Source organism: Paenibacillus sp. OK076 (genome assembly GCF_900110055.1).
Lineage (GTDB): Bacteria > Bacillota > Bacilli > Paenibacillales > Paenibacillaceae > Paenibacillus.
Genome location: NZ_FOCH01000001.1, coordinates 3,820,273 through 3,839,626, shown reverse-complemented (window position 1 = coordinate 3,839,626; position 19,354 = coordinate 3,820,273). Strand labels below are relative to the sequence as shown.

Below are 19,354 nucleotides of genomic sequence, written 5' to 3'. Positions count from 1 at the left end.
AATCAACCAAAAAAATACACTGCCCGGAGGGAATATCATGGAGAATCAACAATTCCACACATTACTGAATGCGATCGAAAATAAAGAAGCGGTGCTCGGCGTGGTCGGGCTCGGTTACGTAGGATTACCACTTGCGGTGGAAATGGTCAATCAGGGTTTCACGGTAATCGGGATTGATCTGGATGCATCGAAAGTGGAGAGCATTTATCAGGGAGATTCCTATATTCACGATATTTCGTCCGATGAATTGAAAAAAGTGATGCAAAGTGGCCGCTTCCAGCCTACAACGGATTACAGCATGCTGCGCGTGATTGACGCGTTGAGCATCTGCGTACCTACACCGCTCAGTGAAAATCAGGACCCGGATACGTCTTATATCGAGACGGTTGTGGATCAGATTAAACTGCACATGAAACCAGGTATGCTGATTACACTGGAGAGCACCACTTATCCGGGTACAACGGAAGAACTGATCCAGGATGAGCTGGACAAAATCGGACACGAAGCAGGCAAAGACTACTTCTTGTGCTTCTCGCCTGAACGTGTGGACCCGTCCAACGGACGATTCACTACTTTTAATACACCAAAAGTAATCGGGGGCACAACTGAAGCTTGCCTCAAGCTGGGAACAGCGTTGTACAGCAAATACGTTGAAACGGTTGTACCTGTATCTTCACCCAAAGTGGCTGAAATGTCCAAACTGCTGGAAAATACGTTCCGCAGCGTAAACATTGCCTTTGTTAATGAAATGGCCATGATGTGTGACCGTATGGGCATCGATATCTGGGAAGTTATCGACGCAGCTGCGACGAAGCCGTTTGGCTTCATGCCTTTCTATCCGGGCCCTGGCATCGGTGGTCACTGCATTCCGCTTGATCCGATGTACCTGTCCTGGAAGGCCAAAGGATTCCGTTTCTACAGCAAATTCATTGAGCTGGCGCAATCCACCAATGACAACATGCCATATTATGTACTGAACAAAACATCAACCATTCTGAATGAGTATGCGAAATCGGTACGTAAATCCAACATTCTGTTGCTTGGTATGTCGTACAAACCGAATATCGCCGATTTGCGTGAGTCCCCAGGACTGGAAGTCTATGAACTGTTCAAGGAAGGTGGAGCTAATGTCAGCTATTATGATCCGCATGCTGAATCGTTCCGGGACAAACATGGCGAGACAGTATATAGCGAAACGTTCAATCTGGAACAGTTCAAGAAGTACGATTGCATCGTGCTGATTACCAACCACAGCGATTTGCCTTACTTTGATATTGCCGAGATGGGTGTGCCGATCCTGGATACACGTAACGCGTTCAAAACGTATACACATCCGCACATTTACAAGATTGGTCATTCGGTACAGCACCCTGTGCTGGAGCCAAGTGAAGCGTTGCTCGTCTGAGGAATCTGATGAACAAGTGGGGCAAACTGACGGTGAAAGCAAAATGGGCCATCTTGGCCCTGCTGTTCTGCCTGCTTCTTCTGCCCTGGCTACTCAAATGGTTTTCACATGAGGAACATAAAGCGACCTGGCTGTGGGACGCTTCCATTATTGCGGAGCAGACACCTGAGATTATCTCCTTCTCCAAATCGCAGGGTGTGGATACCATTTTCCTGCAAATTCAGGATGAGGTACCCGATGCGACATACCGCAAATTCATCGCGGCTGCCCGGCAGGCTGAGATCGAAGTGCATGCCCTTAACGGTCATGCAGACTGGGCCTATACGGAGAAGCGGGAAGAGGGACTTGCGTTTATTGAAAAAGTACGGGCATACAATGCAGCTTCGGCCAAAAATGAACGCTTTGAGGGAATTCAGCTGGATGTGGAGCCTTATCAGCTAAAACGCTGGGAGAACGAGCAGAATAGCGTTATTGCGGAGTGGAGCGACAACATGAAGGCGTGGACCCAAGCTGGTAAGGATGCTGGACTCTACATGAGCGCCGCAATCCCTTTCTGGCTGGATGCACGCGAGTCGGCAGAAGGCGGAGGTACATTCAGCCGCTGGGTGATTGATCACTTTGATGCGGTAGCCATCATGGCTTATCGGGATCGTGGTCAGCAGATGTATGATCTGTCCAAGGAAGAGCTGGACGAAGCGGATGAGCTTGGCAAGAAAGTATGGGTTGGAGCCGAACTGGCGGACACGCATGAGGGCGATCATCTAACCTTTTTCAGCAAATCCATCACCAATATGGACGAAGAAATGAAGAAAGTGTTTGATCTCGGCGCTTCTCATTCCTCCTTTGCAGGTGTCGCAGTGCATCATTATGAAGCATGGTATGCAAAGGAAAACGGAATTCCGCTGGCTCGAAAGAGCGAGGAGAAGAAGTAGCGGGTGTTTATAATAGGTGTATGCCGTTTACAGAAAGAGCACTGTCATATGTCATGAGGAAAAGGCAAGTCTCCGGTCAAGGAGGCTTGCCTTTTTGTTTGGGTTTGCTTAGGGTACGCATGGTTTGCGGGCAAATCAGCTTTTGTTGTTCTCGGCCGTTCGATAGCGGTTGGGTGGCAGACCGACCTGCTTTTTGAACGCTTTGGAGAAGGAGAACAGGTCGGGGTAACCCACCGAGTGCGCAACTTCAGTTAACGTTAACGGGGTCTGAACAAGCAGCCGTTTGGCCTGATTCATTTTGAGACGTTGAATGTACTGGACAGGAGACAGGCCGTAGGCTTTGCGGAATTGTTTGGTAAAATGGGTCCGATCCACGCCTGCGTGTGAAGATACACCTTCCACAGTAATGCCGCCAGCAAAGTGAATATCCATGTACTCCTTCCCCTTTTGCAGCCATGGTGTGGCAGAGTCTGGTTGAAGCACTCGGGTAGCGGGAGATTTGGCAATTCGGTCAAACAATCCGAGAAAACGAGTAAGTCGTCCCAGGTCGCTTGCGCCTCCCTGAGGTTTGCGAACCTCTTCCATAAAAGCACGCATGCCACTTGCCGTCTCTGGGGTAAGTACACCTGAGCGATGCGGCGTGTCCGGGGTAAGCCCGATTCGTGTCAGAAGTTCAGCTGCATGTTTTCCATCAAAGGCAATGAAAATTTTGTGCAAAGATTCCTTCGGGTCGGACCAATATTCATGGGTAACCTGTGGATACAGGCAGAAAGCATCACGGGCACGGAGGGAGTACCGATGTCCGTTCTGTATGAAAGTACCCTCGCCCTCCAGAACAAAAATTAAATAATGAAAAGGCGTCGTTCGCGGGCCGATATGATAGTTGCTCTTGGCTATATTACGACCGATTCGAATCGGCCATGCTCCACCGGCTTTTTCGAATTCAGACGGAGTAAAAAAAATAATATCCAAAAACTCGTGGTGGTCCTCCTTCATGCTCTCGATCATCAGGAACACCTCTTTAATATAAGTATAGTTTGTAATCTCTGAAAGTTTCTCTTATAACCTATTATACAGGTGGGTTTTGTAAATATTCAAGATCGAGAAGACCTATTCCTGTGAATTCACCACAAAATGACAAAATGAAATTACCGCGAAATGACATTGATCACAGACAAATCAATTGTTATGATGTCCATACCTATTAAACCAAGTTATTTTATCGGCATTTGGGAGTGTACGTACTTATAAATTGATTAGAAATTAGGCGCACTTTAAAAATAAGGTTTAACGAGTGCGAACGTAGTGGAGGGGACGAAATCGATTCTGGAAGAAACGCAGTGTTCGCCTTTATCTCCGGATTTTCCCCTTGGAAAAGTGAATCAAAAAAATCTGGAGATAACAGCGATCGAAAGAACGATTCGTACCCGGAACGGCCATGTTGCACAACACCGATCTTATTTTTAACATGAGACTTTATTTATTCATAGAAGGGATTGACTTGCGTGAGCGAACAGGAAGAGATGAAGTTTGGTTGGTTTTTGCCTACAGCAGGAGACGGAAAGTATGTGGGGGTTGCCCCGGAGCGGGAGCCGAGCCTGGATTATTTGATTCAAGTGGCGCAGACAGCGGAGACGGCAGGTTTTGAATTTGTATTGATTCCGACAGGGGGAGCCTGTCTGGATGCGTGGGTTGTGGGTTCGGCTGTTATGAGTCACACGAAAACACTGCGTCCGCTTGTCGCCATTCGTCCAGGTCTGGTCACCCCTGTATTGGCGGCGCGTATGGGAGCTGCACTGGATCAACTGTCTGGTGGTCGTGCCATGATCAATGTGGTGACAGGCAGTTCGGTTCGGGATTTGGAGGAACTGGGAGATCCACTGGCTCATGCTCACGATGAACGTTATGAACGGGCGAGCGAGTACATGGAAGTGATGAAGCGTTCATGGACACAATCGGCCGGGCTCAATCTGACCGAGTTTGCCGGAAGTGGTGCTCAATCGAATGAGGAAGCATCCGAAGATAATTCGGAGTTTAACGGTAAGTATTACAATTTTAAAGGTCCGGTAGGCATGCCTGAAACGGTGCAAAAACCGTATCCGCCGTTCTATCTGGGTGGAAGTTCACCGATTGCGAAACGGGTCGCTGTTGAACACGCAGATACATTCCTCATGTGGGGCGAGCCGCATGACTGGATTCAGGAGCAGATCGAAGAAATTGAAGTCATTCGCGAACAGATCAAAGAGGAAACCGGACAAGATCGCCAGTTGCGTTACGGCATGCGGGCACAGGTACTCATCCGGGAAACGGAAGAAGAAGCATGGGCGGCGGCTTGGGAGATTATTAGCAAAGTACCACCAGAGGCCATCGAAAAAGCCAAAGCAGCCTTCGCAGAGACGGATGCAACCAACCAACGCAGACAGAATGAGCTGCGGGAACTGTCCGAGAAGCAGCAGTTCGTCGTAGGCCCCAACCTGTGGACAGGTTTGTCTGTTGTGCGTTCCGGCGGTGCCATCCTCATTGTGGGTACAGCAGAACAGGTTGCAGAACGATTGATGGAATATGGAGATCTGGGCGTGACGACTTTCATTCTGTCCGGTTATCCGCATCTGGAAGAAGCCGAAATTTTCGGCCGGACTGTGATGCCCATTATTCGTGAGAAGTGGAAAACAAGACAGAAGAAGCATTCAGTTACTACCAACTAAATAAGTTCAACTAATCTTTTTATACGAAAACGGAGAGGACAGAAATAACGTGAAGAAGCGAAGCGTTCGCCTTTATCACCGGATTTATCCTTTTAAAAAAGAAATCAAATAAATCTGGGGATAACAGCGATCGGAAGGTTATTCTGTCATCGGAGTGGTCAGTATAAACAATCTTTAGTTGACCTTATAGAACATTAATCATCCTTCAGGAGGTCTTCTTTCATGAGAAAAAAACAAAAATATATCCTGCCCCTAGTCAGTATGCTGGTGATGTCCATCCTGCTGTCTGCCTGCGGCGGCGGGGATAACGCGGCATCAGGAGGGAGCGATTCCTCCGGTTCGGGCAAAGTAACAATCAGCTTCATGCACTGGCGTGGAGAGGATGTGGAAGCACTGAACAAGACGATTGATGCGTTTGAAAAGGAAAATCCGAACATCCATGTGGAAATGCAGACTCTTCCTTCGGACCAATATCAATCCACTGTACAATCCAAAATCAGTGATGGTTCAGTTGGGGATGTATTTGCTTCCTTCCCTGGTGCACAGTTCGAAGCCTTCACCAAAGCCGGATTGTTCACCGATCTGACTGGATCGTCGTTTCTGTCTGCATACAATCCTAAGTTAATTGAAGCAGGCCAGCACGATGGGAAGCAATATGCAATCCCTTATCAACTCGTATACAACGATCCAATCTATAATGTGAAGCTGTTCGAAAAATATGGATTGACACCACCGACGGATTGGGAAGGCTTCCTGGCACTCTGCCAGACGCTGAAAGACAATGGCATTATTCCGATTGCCTTTGCTGGAGCGGACATTGGTCCGGGCCAATTCATGAATACGATGGTGATGAACAATGCGCCGAGTGACGACATTTTTACCAAAGTAGAAGCTGGCGAAGCCAAACTGACGGATGAGTTCTGGGTGAAAACATTAACTCAGATCAAAGAACTGAACGACAAAGGATACTTCCAGCAGGACGCACTGGGCACGAAAGACCCGGCAGCGGGAGCGCTGTTTATTCAGGAAAAAGCAGCGATGCTCGCAAGTGGATCGTATCAACTCGCTCAGAACAAACAGCAAAATCCGAATCTGGAGCAAAAGCTGCTTGCACCGATTACCGTAAGTGCAGATCAGGCGAAGTATGAAGGTGTTCATACCACGACATTTATGCTCGCGGTGAACAGTAAGTCCAAACATCCGGAAGAAGCGAAGAAGTTCATCGAGTTCCTGAGCAATCCGGAAGTGGCTGGTGAATATGCGAACCAGACGGGACAGAATGTAACGGTAAATGATGTGAAGTACGATACACCTGAGCTTCAGGTTGCCGGAGATTGGGCGAGCAAAAAGACCGTGTTCCAGCCACGGTTTACCATCCTGAATGGAGATAATCAGAAAGCAGTGACGAACTCCATTCAGGCTGTGCTGAGCGGCACTTCTCCTGAAGAAGCAGCGCAGCAGGCACAGGCGATCATTGATCAGCATATCGGGAAATAAACGATGAAGAACCGTATTCAGCTATCCCTGTTTCTGTTACCCGGGTTGCTGCTGTACGTTGCACTGTTCGTATTTCCTACATTGACGGGGCTGTTCTACTCCTTTACGGATTGGGACGGGGTATCCCCGTCGTATGCATTTGTAGGGCTGGATAATTACAAGGACAGTCTCAGCAGCATCGTATTCCGCAAAGCCTTTGGCAACAACGTGGAGTTCATGTTAACGGTTGTCATTGCGCAAACGTTTATTTCACTTGTTCTGGCGCTGCTCCTGGTACGCAACACCAAGACACGCATTGCACTCCGGGCGCTCTATTTTCTGCCTGCGATTCTGTCCTCCGTATCGGTGGGTCTGATCTGGGCATTTATGTATGATCCTTCGATCGGGCTGATTAACTATGGATTGAACGAGGCAGGTATGGGGAGCATGGCCCACAACTGGATTGGTGATCCGAAGATCGCCATCTACTCGATTGCCGCGGTACAGGTCTGGGCACATGCCGGGCAAATGATGATCGTGTTTATCGCAGGTCTACAAGGCATTCCGGCAGAGCTGTATGAAGCAGCACGTATGGATGGCGGCAGCAAATGGCAGGTATTCCGTACCGTGACCTGGCCGCTGCTTGCACCTTCGGCAACGATTGTTGTTGCCTATACGACGATTCAATCGTTTAAGGCGTTTGACCTCATTTTCACCATGACGGACGGAGGCCCGAACTACGCTACTGAAATTTTGACGACATATATCTATCATACCGCCTTTGGCAGCTACTCATTTGGCCTCGCCTCTGCGGGTTCGATGATTTTCCTGGTTCTGCTCGCTTTGCTGACGTTATTGCAGTTCAAGGCGCTGCGTGCCGACCGGGTAAGCTATTAACGATTGGACGGATTGATATGTTCGTGAGCATGGAAGTTGAGAATACTATGAGTTATTGAACGAGTTGTTGAGTCCATTAAGTTGAAATAACTTGAGGGCTGGAATGATTAATTTTAACGGACTCTGGCAGCAGACCTAAGGAAGAAGGGAGGGAATTTATATGTTTTTAAAATGGTTCAACCGCCTGGTTTTATTGGTGTACGCGCTGCTGATTATCGTGCCGTTGTACTTTGTATTTGTGTCATCGTTCAAAACGAGCAGCAACTTCTTCATCAGTCCATTTAGCTGGCCGGACCCGTTTACGTGGGATAATCTTACGGGCATGTTCCGCAACCAGCCGATGTGGCAGTACTTCGGGAACAGTCTGGTCGTAACGCTGGGTACGGTTGCGATTGAGTTATTGCTCAGCAGTATGATTGCTTATGCCATTGTCCGCTGGGGCGGCAGCGTGGGCAAAATTGTGTTTGCTTTATTCGTGGCTGGGCTGATCGTTCCTTCCCAAGTGAGCATGCTGCCGATCTATTCCCTGACGCGTACGCTTGGATGGTCGGACAGTCTGACAGGACTCATTGTAGTATCAGCAGCGATGTTAATGCCTGTCTCCGTATTTATGCTGACAGGCTTCATGCGTATGTTGAATGCAGAAATACTGGAAGCGGGCAGTATGGATGGAGCAAGCGAGTGGAGGCTCTACACACGAATTGCGCTACCACTCGCTGCACCTTCTCTGGCGGCAACAGCTACGTTCCTGCTCGTTATGGTGTGGAATGATCTGCTTATTCCGATGCTGATGCTCAGCAGTAAATCTAAGCTAACGTTACCACTCGCACTCATGCAGTTCCGTGGGGAATACGTGACGAACTATCCGATGATGCTCACCGGTGTGCTGGTTACAGCCATTCCGATGATCGTGCTGTTCATTCTGCTCCAGCGTTATTTTGTAGCAGGTTTGACAGCGGGTTCACTCAAGGGGTAAGGAATAGGTAGAAGATCAACGGATATGCGTATTTTACATTGATTTCTGGATCATTCTGCATAATAATGGTTTAGTGTCAGAATGACTACATAGAGATCAAGGGAGCTATAGGACATGAGCAAACTGGAAGTATTGCGGAATCCCAAGCAGCGCAAGCTGCTGTTCAGTGCCGGCATGAGCTGGCTGTTTGATGCCATGGAAGTCGGTATGATTTCCTTCATCGTGGCTGCACTAGCCAAGGAATGGAGTCTCAGTCCCGGACAAGTCGGGGTGCTTACGAGTATCAACTCCATCGGTATGGCGCTAGGTGCATTGCTTGCGGGTGCACTCGCGGACCGTTTCGGCCGAAAGGCCATTTTGATGTGGACCCTACTGGTATTTACGATCGCGAGCGGCCTGTCAGCATTAGCGACCGGTTTCGCCGTATTGTGTGTACTGCGTCTGATTGCCGGTATCGGCCTCGGCGGAGAACTGCCCGTTGCATCTACATTGGTATCGGAGTCGATGCCTACGGCAGAACGTGGACGTGCAGTTGTACTGCTGGAGAGCTTCTGGGCAGGTGGCTGGATTGTATCGGCACTCATTGCCAACTTTGTTATCCCGGAATATGGCTGGAGAATTGCTTTTGCCATTGGTGCCGTTCCGGCGTTCTATGCGCTGTATCTGCGCCGTGCCATTCAGGACCCGCCTCGTTACAAGAACAATACCGAGATTAAGAAAATCACGTTCCGCGAAAAGGTAGCGACGGTCTGGTCGGCACCTCATCGCCGCACAACGTTGATGCTCTGGATCTTGTGGTTTACCGTCATTTTCTCTTATTATGGTATGTTCTTGTGGTTGCCTTCGGTTGTTATGGCAAAAGGCTTTACACTGGTTAAAAGCTTCCAGTACGTGCTGATTATGACGATCGCACAGCTGCCAGGTTACTTCACGGCGGCGTACTTCATTGAGCGGTTTGGCCGCAAATTTGTACTTGTCGTTTATCTTACATTAACAGCAGTAAGTGCGATTGCTTTTGGACTGGCCACAACGGAAGCGACTATTCTGACCGCAGGGATCTGTCTTTCTTTCTTCAATCTGGGAGCTTGGGGCGGTCTGTATGCGTATAGTCCGGAATTGTACCCCACCTCCGTTCGTTCAACAGGTGTGGGTCTTGCCACATCGGTAGGTCGGATCGGGGGCGTGCTTGCTCCATTAATGGTTGGTATGCTGGTTCAGCGTGAAGTTGCAATCAGCCTGATTTTCACGATTTTCTTCGTGACCATCCTCATTGGCGCTGCGGCTGTACTGTTCCTGGGCCGGGAAACCAAGGGTCTGGAACTGGCCGAATAAATGTCAATAAATACAACGCAACTTTTGTGCGGGTCTGCCTGCCTACACCTACAACGGGTTGGATATGCGGCAGAAGGTTGATACAAGAAGAGGCATGACCATGGTGTGACCATGGGCTCATGCCTCTTTTTGCTGTGTTTCGAGTGGGTTTTCGCCTGCGCCATCGGTCCGATAGACGTCACTTTTTCTATATCCTATAATGACACTCGGGATGTAGGGCCGTGAGGATTCAGGGGGAAGAAGTGGGATCTGGATTCAGAAAAGTGGAGGTTAATGGAATGATGAAGAACAAACTTGAAATGGATCAAACGTGTGAAATGAATGCAAAGAATATGATGAGTGGACAGAATAGCGTGTGTGAACGGATACGTGTGATTGAGAATGGCGGGATAAATGTGATGTACAGCTATAATGGCAGCGATAGGATGAATGAGATAAACGGGAGATTTGATGTCATTGATCTTACTCCTGTTAACGAGATGAAAGAGATGAAAGAGATGAAGATGACGAGCTATATCTACAGCCATGATGAAGAGTTTAGATTAGTTCGCGGGAATGAGAGGCTTGATCTGCATGATCTGCATGCAAGCACTGACCACATGGAACCTATTACCGTCAGCCGGAAAGTCACCCATCGCAGGGGGAGAAAGGCTGGCAAAAGAGCAGGACGAGTCAGCGTGCTTCTCGGTGCCTTCGCGATGGCTCTCGGACTTACGATGGCAGCTCCGTCTGCCGGAGCACAGAAACTGGAGCAGGGCGTTCGCGGTGAACATGTGCTTCAATTGCAGGAGCAATTAAGCGAACTGGGGTATTTTAAAGCTGGATTGACCGGATATTACGGTTCTATTACCAAAGGTTCTGTCCGTAAGTTCCAGCAGGCTCAGGGGCTGAGTGCGGATGGGATTGCAGGTCCAGCAACACTGAACAGACTGAACAAGAAGGCTGCAGCCCAAGGTAATACGCTGCGCCAGCTCGCGAAGCTGATTCACGGGGAAGCGCGCGGAGAATCCTTTGAAGGACAGGTTGCTGTAGGCGCGGTTGTCTTGAACCGAGTGCATTCAAATGCATTCCCGTCATCAATTCCGAAAGTAATTTTCCAAAAAGGGCAGTTCACGGCCATAGACGATGGACAGTTTAATACCAAGCCAACCCAGACTTCCTACCAGGCAGCTCGTAAAGCTTTGAATGGCACTGATCCGACCCACGGAGCACTTTATTATTACAATCCGAAGATAGCGACGTCATTGTGGAGTAAAAGCAGACCAACGTTGCTTACGATTGGGCAGCATGATTTTACGCGGTGAGTTAGGTAGAAGAGAATTGGATTCAATAACTTAAAATTAATGAATGATATCAGTGTTCCATCTGAGAATCTTGATTGGGGAATGCTCGAAGCATGAAGATGTAGAGCCATGGTCATTTGATTCTGAAAAGACAATTGAGTATCTGGAACTTCAAATTGTTGCTCATGTAAATAAGCAAATATCGAAATTTATCAAGGAAAAATAAGAGAGCCGCCTTATAGATTAGGTGGCTTTTTACCTTGCTATAAATGCAAAATTTTACATATAACACCCCAGTCATAATCATCCTCACTCTTGATGAAAGCGGTTTTATATGATAGCCTATATAAGGTAATTATATCCATATAAGGAAGGTGTTTAAATTTGAAACGCAAGTTGGTTGCATCGTTACTGAGCCTTGCCCTTGTTCTTCAGGTATCACCAGTAAGTGCGGAGGAGTCAATTTATGATCCGATCACAGAATCAACTACGATTACAAAAGAGTATCTCAAAGAAAAGGCGATACGAGAAGGAAAGCAATTGGATATCGCTGACTTAGAAAGTAAACTAGAAAATGCAAATACCCAATTGGAAATAGAAGAAATAATGAAATCAGTAGATGATTATTCAGTACACACAGAGATTGAATACCAGAATAAGCTATATAGCGCAGATAATTTAGATAGTTTTGATCGATCTATTACCCTAATGGCTTCCCCTGGAGACACAAGACTACGTACTGAATATTCTTATGGTGCGCAAACATTGTACGGTAATGAACAAGGTGACTTAAATAAGATGGGGAATAAACTTATTCAGATCGGAGCTGGAATGACACATCCTTATGTAGGGGCTTTTATGACTGTCTTAGATCTATTTCTGAAAGAAAGTGAATATGAAAGTTATAAAAGTACTATAACTAGAACAATGCACGACCATGTAATAATATATAAATATGTCGATGTATATCAGTGGAATGGCTTTCAATATATTTGGGCGCCAATGGCAACCTCAACCAAGAAAAACACCGCTGCTCAAATTAACGTTGTTTACTACAAAAATGCCGTTCGATATACACCAAGTAATTTTGATTTAGGACAAATTTCTGGTCAAGCTGGTGAATATTTTTACGATGAATCAAGATTAACTCAACTCGCTAAAAATACTTTGTCTCCATTGTATTATGGTTACCAAAGTGGAGCTATTATACCGGTAAATGTCTCCGGGAAATTTAAGTATTAAATATCGAAGAGGGGGAAGACTTTTCTGAAATTCTACCTCCTCTCTTTATTAACTGTGGAGGTGGGGAAATGAAGAAAATAATTTTTATTATTTTTATTAGTACACTTATTATTTCTGCATGCAGCAACAATGAAAAAATTCAGATATCATCTCCATCATATATGTATAGCAAAAGTACTAGTATAAGTAAGGAATTAGAGGTGACATTAAGAGGGGATTTCAATAAAGATGACGATAATTATGAAGGGTCTTTATCAATAAATGAGATTAATTTTGAAAAAGTGCTGTTTAAACACAATTCATTATTAATTGCTTACGAAGGCTCAGAGAGAACTGTATTAGGGAATATTTACTTAAATAAATCGGAAAATGAATTCTCAATTACCATTACAGATCCTACATTATACAAGAAATTAACAAACGAGGAATTCAAAAAGGATAATTTAGTAATAAGTTCCCCTGCTTTTAGTCAAGAAGAAGCAATTGAGGTTGCGGAGAAACTGAAAGCAATGGAGTGATGAGAGTAGAATCGATGTTTCTAAAAACATCATTGATTGTAATCACATTCGAAGTTGTGTTCTGGGGCATGATATGACTCTGTTAGAATGATATGTATGAAATGGGGGCAACTATTGCCCGATCCATAATTAATTGATTATGCGTTCTTGAGTTTAATGAACAAGCCAGTCCGATAGTGGCAGGTTTGTTCATTTTTTTTGAGAAGCGCAATGATGCTAATAAATGTACTTTGATATTGGAATCATCAAACCATTCCTGTAAAGTGTAACGATGCAATCGCCGAACAGAATGTGGAGCGGATTTAGAATATGAAATTAAAGAATAATCTGACGCCAGCAACTATCCCTATGAGGGCATTCAGTTGCATTGGAAACAAATCGATATAAAAATAAATACATATTAAAACTATCGGATTATCACTATCGGATTATCACTCCTTGTGGATGGTGGTGTAGCATTTGGCTTCATGTCTGGTTCGGAGATGAAAGAATGGCTTTTATATGGATTGCAACGATTTTCATGATTTTTGAACGATTTAAATCACCTAAAAGTGAGTTGTAACTCATAAGAAGTAATCTGTAATATAATTTATAGTTTTAATTTTAGTTCTTATAGGTTACTCGTTCGAAAATGCTATCAAACAATTGATGGCTCTTTTTTTGTGACAGTAGGGCGGAAGTGGCTACACGAAGGGCATTTTTTTCGCTAATTCACCTAATAGTCGTGCGATTTTTGGATGCTCACAAGCGGTACAACAAGACGGACCGCATATCCTTTTTTCGATGTAGAAGTTCCAGGGCTACAAGAAGCGCACTGGGTATCTTGAAACCGAATCGAATTTACAAAGTGTATATAAAGGAGGATATAATTAGTTGGTTATAAATTTGGATGAACGGAGAATTAGCATTTAAACAGATTTAGTGGAACCACAGCATTTTGCAAATTAGAATTTGGCCACGAGGGTTTAGCATGGGATGTGATTAAGCGTAGATGAAATTAAATTAACTATGCGGATTCCTTGGTGCAGGTGAGGTGTGTGTTTGGTTACATCCATAGAGGGGAGGACGAGTATGCCATTTATTGGGGGAATCATTTTAATCTTGATCCTAGCATTTATTCTATGGGCATTAATGATCCCGCTATTCAATAAAATAGGTAGTAGAATTCTGAAGAAATACAATAAATTCAAACAAGAGGAGAATGGTGATGAAAAATTCAAAGACGTTTAGGGTAGGGGCAATTGCGGTTGCATTAGTTATTATTGTGGGAGTGTTACTGGTGACCTTCTTTTTAACACGAATTCCTAATGGATATGTTGGGGTCGTGTATTCACCAAATGGAGGCGTAAAAGATAGTACACTGAGTCAAGGGTGGAAACTCGTTGGAGCGTTTGATAAAGTGACGAAATATCCGATCCGAATTCAAACGGTGGAATACAGAGATATTCAGATTGCTACTTCTGACGGGAAAAATATCACAATCGATTTTGCCTACAACTACCAAGTAGAACCAAGTAAAGTATCTTCTATATTCAATACATTTGGGCCAATTAGCATTCAAGAAATTGAGGATACATATCTCAAAACACGTTTCCGTGACGCAGCTCGTAAAGGTATCTCCAAGTTTACAGTAATTGATGTGTATGGTGAAAAGTCATCCGAAGCAGGAGTGGATGTCCAACAACGTTTTTCTGATGACGTTAAAGATTTAGGCTTTATTGTATCAAACGTTACTGTAGGTGTTCCTCAACCTGATGCTAAGACTCAGGAAGCAATCGATAAGCGTGTCGAAGCTTCTCAAGAACTGGAACGTAAAACGACTGAACTTGAGATCGCCAAGAAAGAAGCAGAGCGCAAGCGCGTTGAAGCGCAAGGTAATGCAGACAAACTATTGATCGAAGCAGAAGGTCAAGCTAAAGCAAACAAAGAGCTTCAACAATCATTATCGAGTCAACTTGTTCAATATGAAACCATCAAGAAATGGGATGGAGCCCTTCCATATGTAAGTGGATCAAATACGCCAATGATTCAATTGCCGACTTCGACTACAAAAATAGAGCAAGAGAAATAAATTTTTCAAATTGTAATGAACAAGCCGGTCCAATCGTGGGCTGACTTGTTCATTTTTGAGTCTTTTCAAAGGTAACATGAGGGATTTAGTTAAGCCCTGACATTGGATTTACCTAGCCGATCCTGTAAAATGAATAACGAAAAATACAAAGGTAGATTAAGGATGGATCAGCACGATGAGAATGATCATATCACCAGCTAAAAAGATGAAGATCGATACCGATCATATGGCTATCGCGCAGATGCCGCAATTTATAAACGAGTCAGAACAGCTATTGAGTTTGCTTCAAAAGTTATCCTATGACGAGCTCAAAACAATGTGGAAGTGTAACGATGCAATCGCCGAACAGAACGTGGAGCGGATTCGGAATATGAATATAAAAGCAAATCTTACGCCAGCCATCTATGCCTATGAGGGCATTCAGTATCAGTATATGGCTCCGGGTGTTTTTGAACATGAGGAACTGGCGTATCTTCAGCAGCATTTACGTATCTTATCCGGTTTTTATGGCATGTTGCGGCCTTTGGATGGGGTTACCCCTTATCGCTTGGAGATGCAGGGCAGGCTGCAAGGTCCAGGTTTCAAATCGCTCTATCAATTCTGGGGCAGCAAGTTGGCCGATCAGCTTCAAGCGGAAAGTAACTGCATTCTGAATCTGGCTTCCAAAGAGTATAGCAAGAACATCACCCCTTTTCTGAAGGACGAAACCCGTTTTATCACTTGTGTCTTCGGACAAATGGTCGATGGGAAGCTGGTTGAAAAGGCAACTCGCGCCAAAATGGCTAGAGGTGAGATGGTGCGGTATATGGCAGAGCGGAAGATTACAGATGTAGAGGATATTAGAAACTTTGATCGGTTAGGTTTTGTTTTCTCAGAAGAGAACTCGGATGAAGGGAATTATGTGTTTATATATTCAGAGGGAAAATAGTCATTAGTGTGCCAATTATATATGAGAAGAGTGGTTTATTGTCGTTAATCAAAACGCTGTACAACATGAATCTTGATTTCATATGACATTGGCTTCCTCTGGCATACAAAACTCCCATCATAGTAGAGTTATTTCTACTGTCTACTATGACGGGAGTATAACAAGAATTACAGTGGGCAGTTTTTCGTATTATATACAGCTAGAAATGTAATCTTTGTTTTCTCGATTTTTAAAAATATGTGAGAGTTGGATTGGTGTCAATGTTTAGCCTCTGGCGTTTCTTCAAGATGGCGCCCCCCATGTCGTTCTCACACGCTTAGAGCAAGTGTCCGCCAGATACTTCGATGTCTTGGGCTGTGACCCAGCCGAAATCATCGGACAATATGTTCACAATGACCTTCGCAAGATCTTCTGGTTGGCCTATTCTGCCAAATACAGATTGCTCAGCCAGTGGTTTGATGAATTCGGGATGTTTATCGAATACGCCATCACCGAAATTGCTGTGCGTAGGACCAGGAGAAACGGCGTTGACCCGAATTTTACGTGGGGCAAGTTCTTTGGCAATATAACGAGTCCATGTGGAGAATGCTGCTTTTAACGAGCCGTAGGCAGAGTATCCTGGAAATGATTGGTTCTTGGATGAACTCGTAGTATTAACGATGGCTCCATGATCATCCATAAATCGCACAAGGTGTTGTGTTAAAAAAACGGGTCCTTTAAAGTTCGTATCAAGAATGTTGTCGAAGTATTCTTCGCTCATCTCATTGAACATCATAGGTCCGCCAATACCGCCATTATTAACTAAGTAATCAAAAGTCGTTCTGTCCCAGATATCGTTGAGGTACTGCTTGACCTCTAAGGCGAAACTTTCGAATGTTGATATCTGGGTCAGATTTAACTTCAGTGCTACAGCCCGAACTCCTGTATTTTTTTCCACTTCCTTAACGACCGCTTCTGCTCTGTCCTTGTAGGAATTGTATGTGAGAATCACGCTAATTCCGCGCTTGCCTAGCTCCAGAGCCGTTGCTTTTCCAATGCCATTACTTCCACCTGTTACGATTGCAATTTTCATCATATCCACCCTTTCTTGTGATCGATCTGGACTTTATTTTAGTATTCTCTGCGTAAATAATATAGATCTAATCACACCTTTAAATTGCCTAAAAACACCACGTGTAATTGTAATGAGCAGATAATATCGTTCTTTTATAACATCAGAAAAGCCTAAAAATGCTTCTTCATTTCAGAGCTGTGTTGAGGGATACACATTCATCTGATAAAATAGGTGCATGAAAAAAATTATGGATGAAATTATCGAATTAATGAAATGTGCAGGCACTCGACCGATTGAAACCGAAGTTCCAGGGCTGAGCATGATTAAGGGAGATATTCCTGCTCATCAGCTTGCAGCACTCTACGAGCCGATGATTGGTTTTACGGTTCAAGGAACAAAGATGCTTTCAATCGGGGAGCGCAGAACTACACTGGGAGGCCCCTCATATTATGTTTTGCCGGTACATGTTCCTGCAACGGCGAGTGTGCATCCAGATAGGAATGGCGGCCCTTACATGTCTCTTGGTCTTGCGTTAAATCAGAATGTTCTCCAGCGCTTATTAAGAGATCTACCTGAAAATCTAATCCCAACTTCTTCTGCGCAGTTCGCAGCTTGTGAGATGGATCTTGAATTCATGGAGGCATGGCTACGCTTATTGCGATTAACTAAGTCAACCAGAGATATTCCGGCTCTTGCACCGGCTTATGAACGTGAAATCCTTTATCGCGTTCTGATGGGACCGCAAGGATGGTATCTGAAACAACTGGGTATGAGGGAAAGTAACTTTGCCAAGATTTCTCAAATTGTAAAATGGTTTCGTGATAATTTTATGAGGCCCATAGACATCGGTGAGATAGCATCTAAATCGGGTATGGCTGTAAATACCTTTCATCGTCAGTTTAAAAGTGCAACGGGATTAAGTCCTATTCAATTTCAAAAGCAATTAAGGCTTTTGGAGGCTAGGAACCTCATTGCTTTTGAGGGTTATGCAGTAGCCAGTGCTGCATATCAGGTTGGCTATCAGAGTGCCTCGCAGTTTAATCGCGAATATTCCCGCTTCTTCGGTTTATCTCCAGCTCGAGATACGGAGAAACTAAGACGAATCGAACATGCAAGGGACTAGACAAGCCGGGGATCATTAGCATTAATCTGGACGGAAACGATGTTCCCATTAAACTGTAGGACCATAGTATGGAAGCTCAACATTGAGAGAGTGGATTAATGAATTGAAATCAGGAGGTTAGCCGGATGAAATTGCCATTAAACTTCTGCTAACATAGTTTTATCCCATATCAAATGAGCGGTGAAAACAGATGAGTACAATTAAAGTTACCCCTGAGCAGTTACATTACTTGTCAGGTCAGGTGGATCAGGCGAGGCAACAATTGGAGCATATTCAAGATAATCTCTCCAGGCAGATTATGTTCCTTCAAGCCATGTGGATGGGTGTGACACAGGAGCGTTTTTATGATGATTTTGCGCGGTCGCGTCCCTTACTACAGAAAGCACTGGAGAGCATGGTGTATACTTCGAAAGAGTTAAAGGATATTGCGACACGGTTTGAGTATGCAGATGCGGAGAAGAGCAGTCTGGGTAGTGTTATTGGTGCTGTTGGTGCGGCAGCAATGATGAAGAGCACAGGGAGTGATGCGGGTTCGGGTGATAAGGGCTACCAGATGGCCCAAATCAATATCTATGGTCGGCTGATGTGGATGCCAGTAAACGAGAATGGTGTTCCCGATCAGGCCTCTCTGCAGGCATATCAGAAGGATCAGGGGCATTTGGATATCAACCGGATGCAAGCAGGTCATGCGGAAGAGCCGGGGGAAGATCTTAATGCTTTACAGATTAAAGCTTTTGAGAATAGAATCCATCCTTTCACAGGCGAGCCTGTATCCGATAGGTATGCTCAGATGATGCTGACTTCTCTGAAGTTCAGCCAGATCTTTATGGCTTTTCAGATGGTTCGCGGAAGTATGCCAGGTCGCAAAGGTCCGTTTCGCTTGCCTGCTTCTGATCCGGCGGTAGCGAAGATTAAAAAGAATTTGGAAACGGCTGAGGCAAGGAAAGGTAGTAATATTAAGAGGATGGGTAAAGAGACATACACTGGAGGCAGAAATCACAAAGAGGTGGATGATTTAGCTCGAGATCCTTCAGGTGGTGGTAAAATAGAACCAAAAAATATAAATGAAAGAGATGTTGGATTACAATTAGAAGCAAGAGGTGATTTAGGAAGAATAATACGTGATCCACAAGCAGATAAGGGCGCAGAGTTCATTGATACCACTACGGGCATAAAGTGGGACGTGAAGAGTTTTGAATCATATCCAAGTGGTAGGAACGGAATACCTATAACCAATCCTAAAAAGGGTGCTTTTACTATTCAAAATGGTATGCAAAAAATACATGAAGAATTTGCTAAGGGGCATGACGTAATTATTGATACGAAAAAAATGGTGCCTGAGCATATTGAACAACTGAAGAAAGCAATTGATAAAGAAGGAATAGCAGATAGAATATTATGGTTCCCCTAAG

At 44.9% G+C, this 19,354-nt stretch carries 16 protein-coding genes; 14 read left to right on the top strand and 2 right to left on the bottom strand.

Annotation, left to right across the window (positions count from 1 at the left end):
- Window positions 1-37 precede the first annotated feature (37 nt).
- Both BMY78_RS17070 and BMY78_RS17065 read left to right on the top strand, forming a co-directional pair.
- Window positions 38-1,405 (top strand): nucleotide sugar dehydrogenase, encoded by a 1,368-nt coding sequence (locus BMY78_RS17070; RefSeq protein WP_090900989.1) that lies wholly within the window; start codon window positions 38-40, stop codon window positions 1,403-1,405.
- Between the two features lie 8 nt (window positions 1,406-1,413).
- Window positions 1,414-2,337, top strand: coding sequence for a hypothetical protein (locus BMY78_RS17065; RefSeq protein ID WP_090900985.1), 924 nt, complete (start codon window positions 1,414-1,416; stop codon window positions 2,335-2,337).
- 135 nt (window positions 2,338-2,472) lie between these two features.
- Here the strand turns inward: BMY78_RS17065 and BMY78_RS17060 are convergent, their stop codons facing one another.
- Window positions 2,473-3,345, bottom strand: a complete 873-nt coding sequence (locus BMY78_RS17060) for a helix-turn-helix transcriptional regulator (protein ID WP_090900982.1) — start codon at window positions 3,343-3,345, stop codon at window positions 2,473-2,475.
- 515 nt (window positions 3,346-3,860) lie between these two features.
- On the opposite strand from BMY78_RS17060, the gene BMY78_RS17055 reads away from it, so the two are divergent.
- From BMY78_RS17055 to yaaA, 10 genes are all read left to right on the top strand, one after another.
- The gene (locus BMY78_RS17055; RefSeq protein WP_090902542.1) at window positions 3,861-5,042 is read left to right on the top strand and encodes an LLM class flavin-dependent oxidoreductase; all 1,182 of its coding nucleotides are present in this window, start codon (window positions 3,861-3,863) and stop codon (window positions 5,040-5,042) included.
- Window positions 5,043-5,264: 222 nt separating this feature from the next.
- Window positions 5,265-6,539 (top strand): ABC transporter substrate-binding protein, encoded by a 1,275-nt coding sequence (locus BMY78_RS17050; RefSeq protein WP_090900979.1) that lies wholly within the window; start codon window positions 5,265-5,267, stop codon window positions 6,537-6,539.
- A gap of 3 nt (window positions 6,540-6,542) precedes the next feature.
- Complete coding sequence (locus tag BMY78_RS17045) at window positions 6,543-7,415, top strand: carbohydrate ABC transporter permease (RefSeq protein ID WP_175383100.1); 873 nt, start codon at window positions 6,543-6,545, stop codon at window positions 7,413-7,415.
- A 160-nt stretch (window positions 7,416-7,575) separates the two neighbouring features.
- Window positions 7,576-8,391 (top strand): carbohydrate ABC transporter permease, encoded by an 816-nt coding sequence (locus BMY78_RS17040; protein ID WP_090900976.1) that lies wholly within the window; start codon window positions 7,576-7,578, stop codon window positions 8,389-8,391.
- A gap of 114 nt (window positions 8,392-8,505) precedes the next feature.
- On the top strand, window positions 8,506-9,723 hold the full coding sequence (locus tag BMY78_RS17035; protein WP_090900974.1) for an MFS transporter: 1,218 nt from the start codon (window positions 8,506-8,508) through the stop codon (window positions 9,721-9,723).
- 278 nt (window positions 9,724-10,001) lie between these two features.
- Window positions 10,002-11,027, top strand: a complete 1,026-nt coding sequence (locus BMY78_RS33365; protein ID WP_256222174.1) for a cell wall hydrolase — start codon at window positions 10,002-10,004, stop codon at window positions 11,025-11,027.
- 363 nt (window positions 11,028-11,390) lie between these two features.
- Window positions 11,391-12,248 carry a hypothetical protein gene (locus BMY78_RS17025; RefSeq protein WP_090900971.1) on the top strand — a complete coding sequence of 286 codons (858 nt, stop codon included), beginning with the start codon at window positions 11,391-11,393 and terminating at the stop codon, window positions 12,246-12,248.
- Window positions 12,249-12,316: 68 nt separating this feature from the next.
- Window positions 12,317-12,766, top strand: a complete 450-nt coding sequence (locus BMY78_RS17020; RefSeq protein WP_090900968.1) for a hypothetical protein — start codon at window positions 12,317-12,319, stop codon at window positions 12,764-12,766.
- Between the two features lie 1,207 nt (window positions 12,767-13,973).
- Entirely contained in the window at window positions 13,974-14,837 is an 864-nt protein-coding gene (locus tag BMY78_RS17015) for a prohibitin family protein (RefSeq protein ID WP_090900965.1), read from the top strand.
- A 175-nt stretch (window positions 14,838-15,012) separates the two neighbouring features.
- A complete protein-coding gene (yaaA, locus tag BMY78_RS17010) occupies window positions 15,013-15,765 on the top strand; it encodes a peroxide stress protein YaaA (protein ID WP_090900962.1) in 753 nt (250 codons plus the stop codon).
- Between the two features lie 316 nt (window positions 15,766-16,081).
- Here yaaA and BMY78_RS17005 read toward each other — a convergent pair whose 3' ends face one another.
- Window positions 16,082-16,840, bottom strand: coding sequence for an SDR family NAD(P)-dependent oxidoreductase (locus BMY78_RS17005; RefSeq protein WP_256222173.1), 759 nt, complete (start codon window positions 16,838-16,840; stop codon window positions 16,082-16,084).
- Between the two features lie 214 nt (window positions 16,841-17,054).
- Between BMY78_RS17005 and BMY78_RS17000 the strand changes: the two genes are divergently transcribed.
- Window positions 17,055-17,942: an AraC family transcriptional regulator gene (locus BMY78_RS17000; RefSeq protein WP_090900957.1), complete on the top strand. Its 888-nt coding sequence runs from the start codon at window positions 17,055-17,057 to the stop codon at window positions 17,940-17,942.
- A gap of 190 nt (window positions 17,943-18,132) precedes the next feature.
- The gene (locus tag BMY78_RS16995; protein ID WP_090900954.1) at window positions 18,133-19,353 is read left to right on the top strand and encodes a WXG100 family type VII secretion target; all 1,221 of its coding nucleotides are present in this window, start codon (window positions 18,133-18,135) and stop codon (window positions 19,351-19,353) included.
- The last annotated feature ends 1 nt before the right edge of the window (window position 19,354 follow it).

Excerpts from the sequence above, each read along its gene's own strand:
- BMY78_RS17070 (WP_090900989.1), top strand. The coding sequence starts at position 38 with ATGGAGAATCAACAATTCCACACATTACTGAATGCGATCGAAAATAAA.
- BMY78_RS17065 (WP_090900985.1), top strand. The coding sequence starts at position 1,414 with ATGAACAAGTGGGGCAAACTGACGGTGAAAGCAAAATGGGCCATCTTG.
- BMY78_RS17060 (WP_090900982.1), bottom strand. The coding sequence starts at position 3,345 with ATGATCGAGAGCATGAAGGAGGACCACCACGAGTTTTTGGATATTATT.
- BMY78_RS17055 (WP_090902542.1), top strand. The coding sequence starts at position 3,861 with ATGAAGTTTGGTTGGTTTTTGCCTACAGCAGGAGACGGAAAGTATGTG.
- BMY78_RS17050 (WP_090900979.1), top strand. The coding sequence starts at position 5,265 with ATGAGAAAAAAACAAAAATATATCCTGCCCCTAGTCAGTATGCTGGTG.
- BMY78_RS17045 (WP_175383100.1), top strand. The coding sequence starts at position 6,543 with ATGAAGAACCGTATTCAGCTATCCCTGTTTCTGTTACCCGGGTTGCTG.
- BMY78_RS17040 (WP_090900976.1), top strand. The coding sequence starts at position 7,576 with ATGTTTTTAAAATGGTTCAACCGCCTGGTTTTATTGGTGTACGCGCTG.
- BMY78_RS17035 (WP_090900974.1), top strand. The coding sequence starts at position 8,506 with ATGAGCAAACTGGAAGTATTGCGGAATCCCAAGCAGCGCAAGCTGCTG.
- BMY78_RS33365 (WP_256222174.1), top strand. The coding sequence starts at position 10,002 with ATGATGAAGAACAAACTTGAAATGGATCAAACGTGTGAAATGAATGCA.
- BMY78_RS17020 (WP_090900968.1), top strand. The coding sequence starts at position 12,317 with ATGAAGAAAATAATTTTTATTATTTTTATTAGTACACTTATTATTTCT.
- BMY78_RS17015 (WP_090900965.1), top strand. The coding sequence starts at position 13,974 with ATGAAAAATTCAAAGACGTTTAGGGTAGGGGCAATTGCGGTTGCATTA.
- yaaA (WP_090900962.1), top strand. The coding sequence starts at position 15,013 with ATGAGAATGATCATATCACCAGCTAAAAAGATGAAGATCGATACCGAT.
- BMY78_RS17005 (WP_256222173.1), bottom strand. The coding sequence starts at position 16,840 with ATGATGAAAATTGCAATCGTAACAGGTGGAAGTAATGGCATTGGAAAA.
- BMY78_RS17000 (WP_090900957.1), top strand. The coding sequence starts at position 17,055 with ATGAAAAAAATTATGGATGAAATTATCGAATTAATGAAATGTGCAGGC.
- BMY78_RS16995 (WP_090900954.1), top strand. The coding sequence starts at position 18,133 with ATGAGTACAATTAAAGTTACCCCTGAGCAGTTACATTACTTGTCAGGT.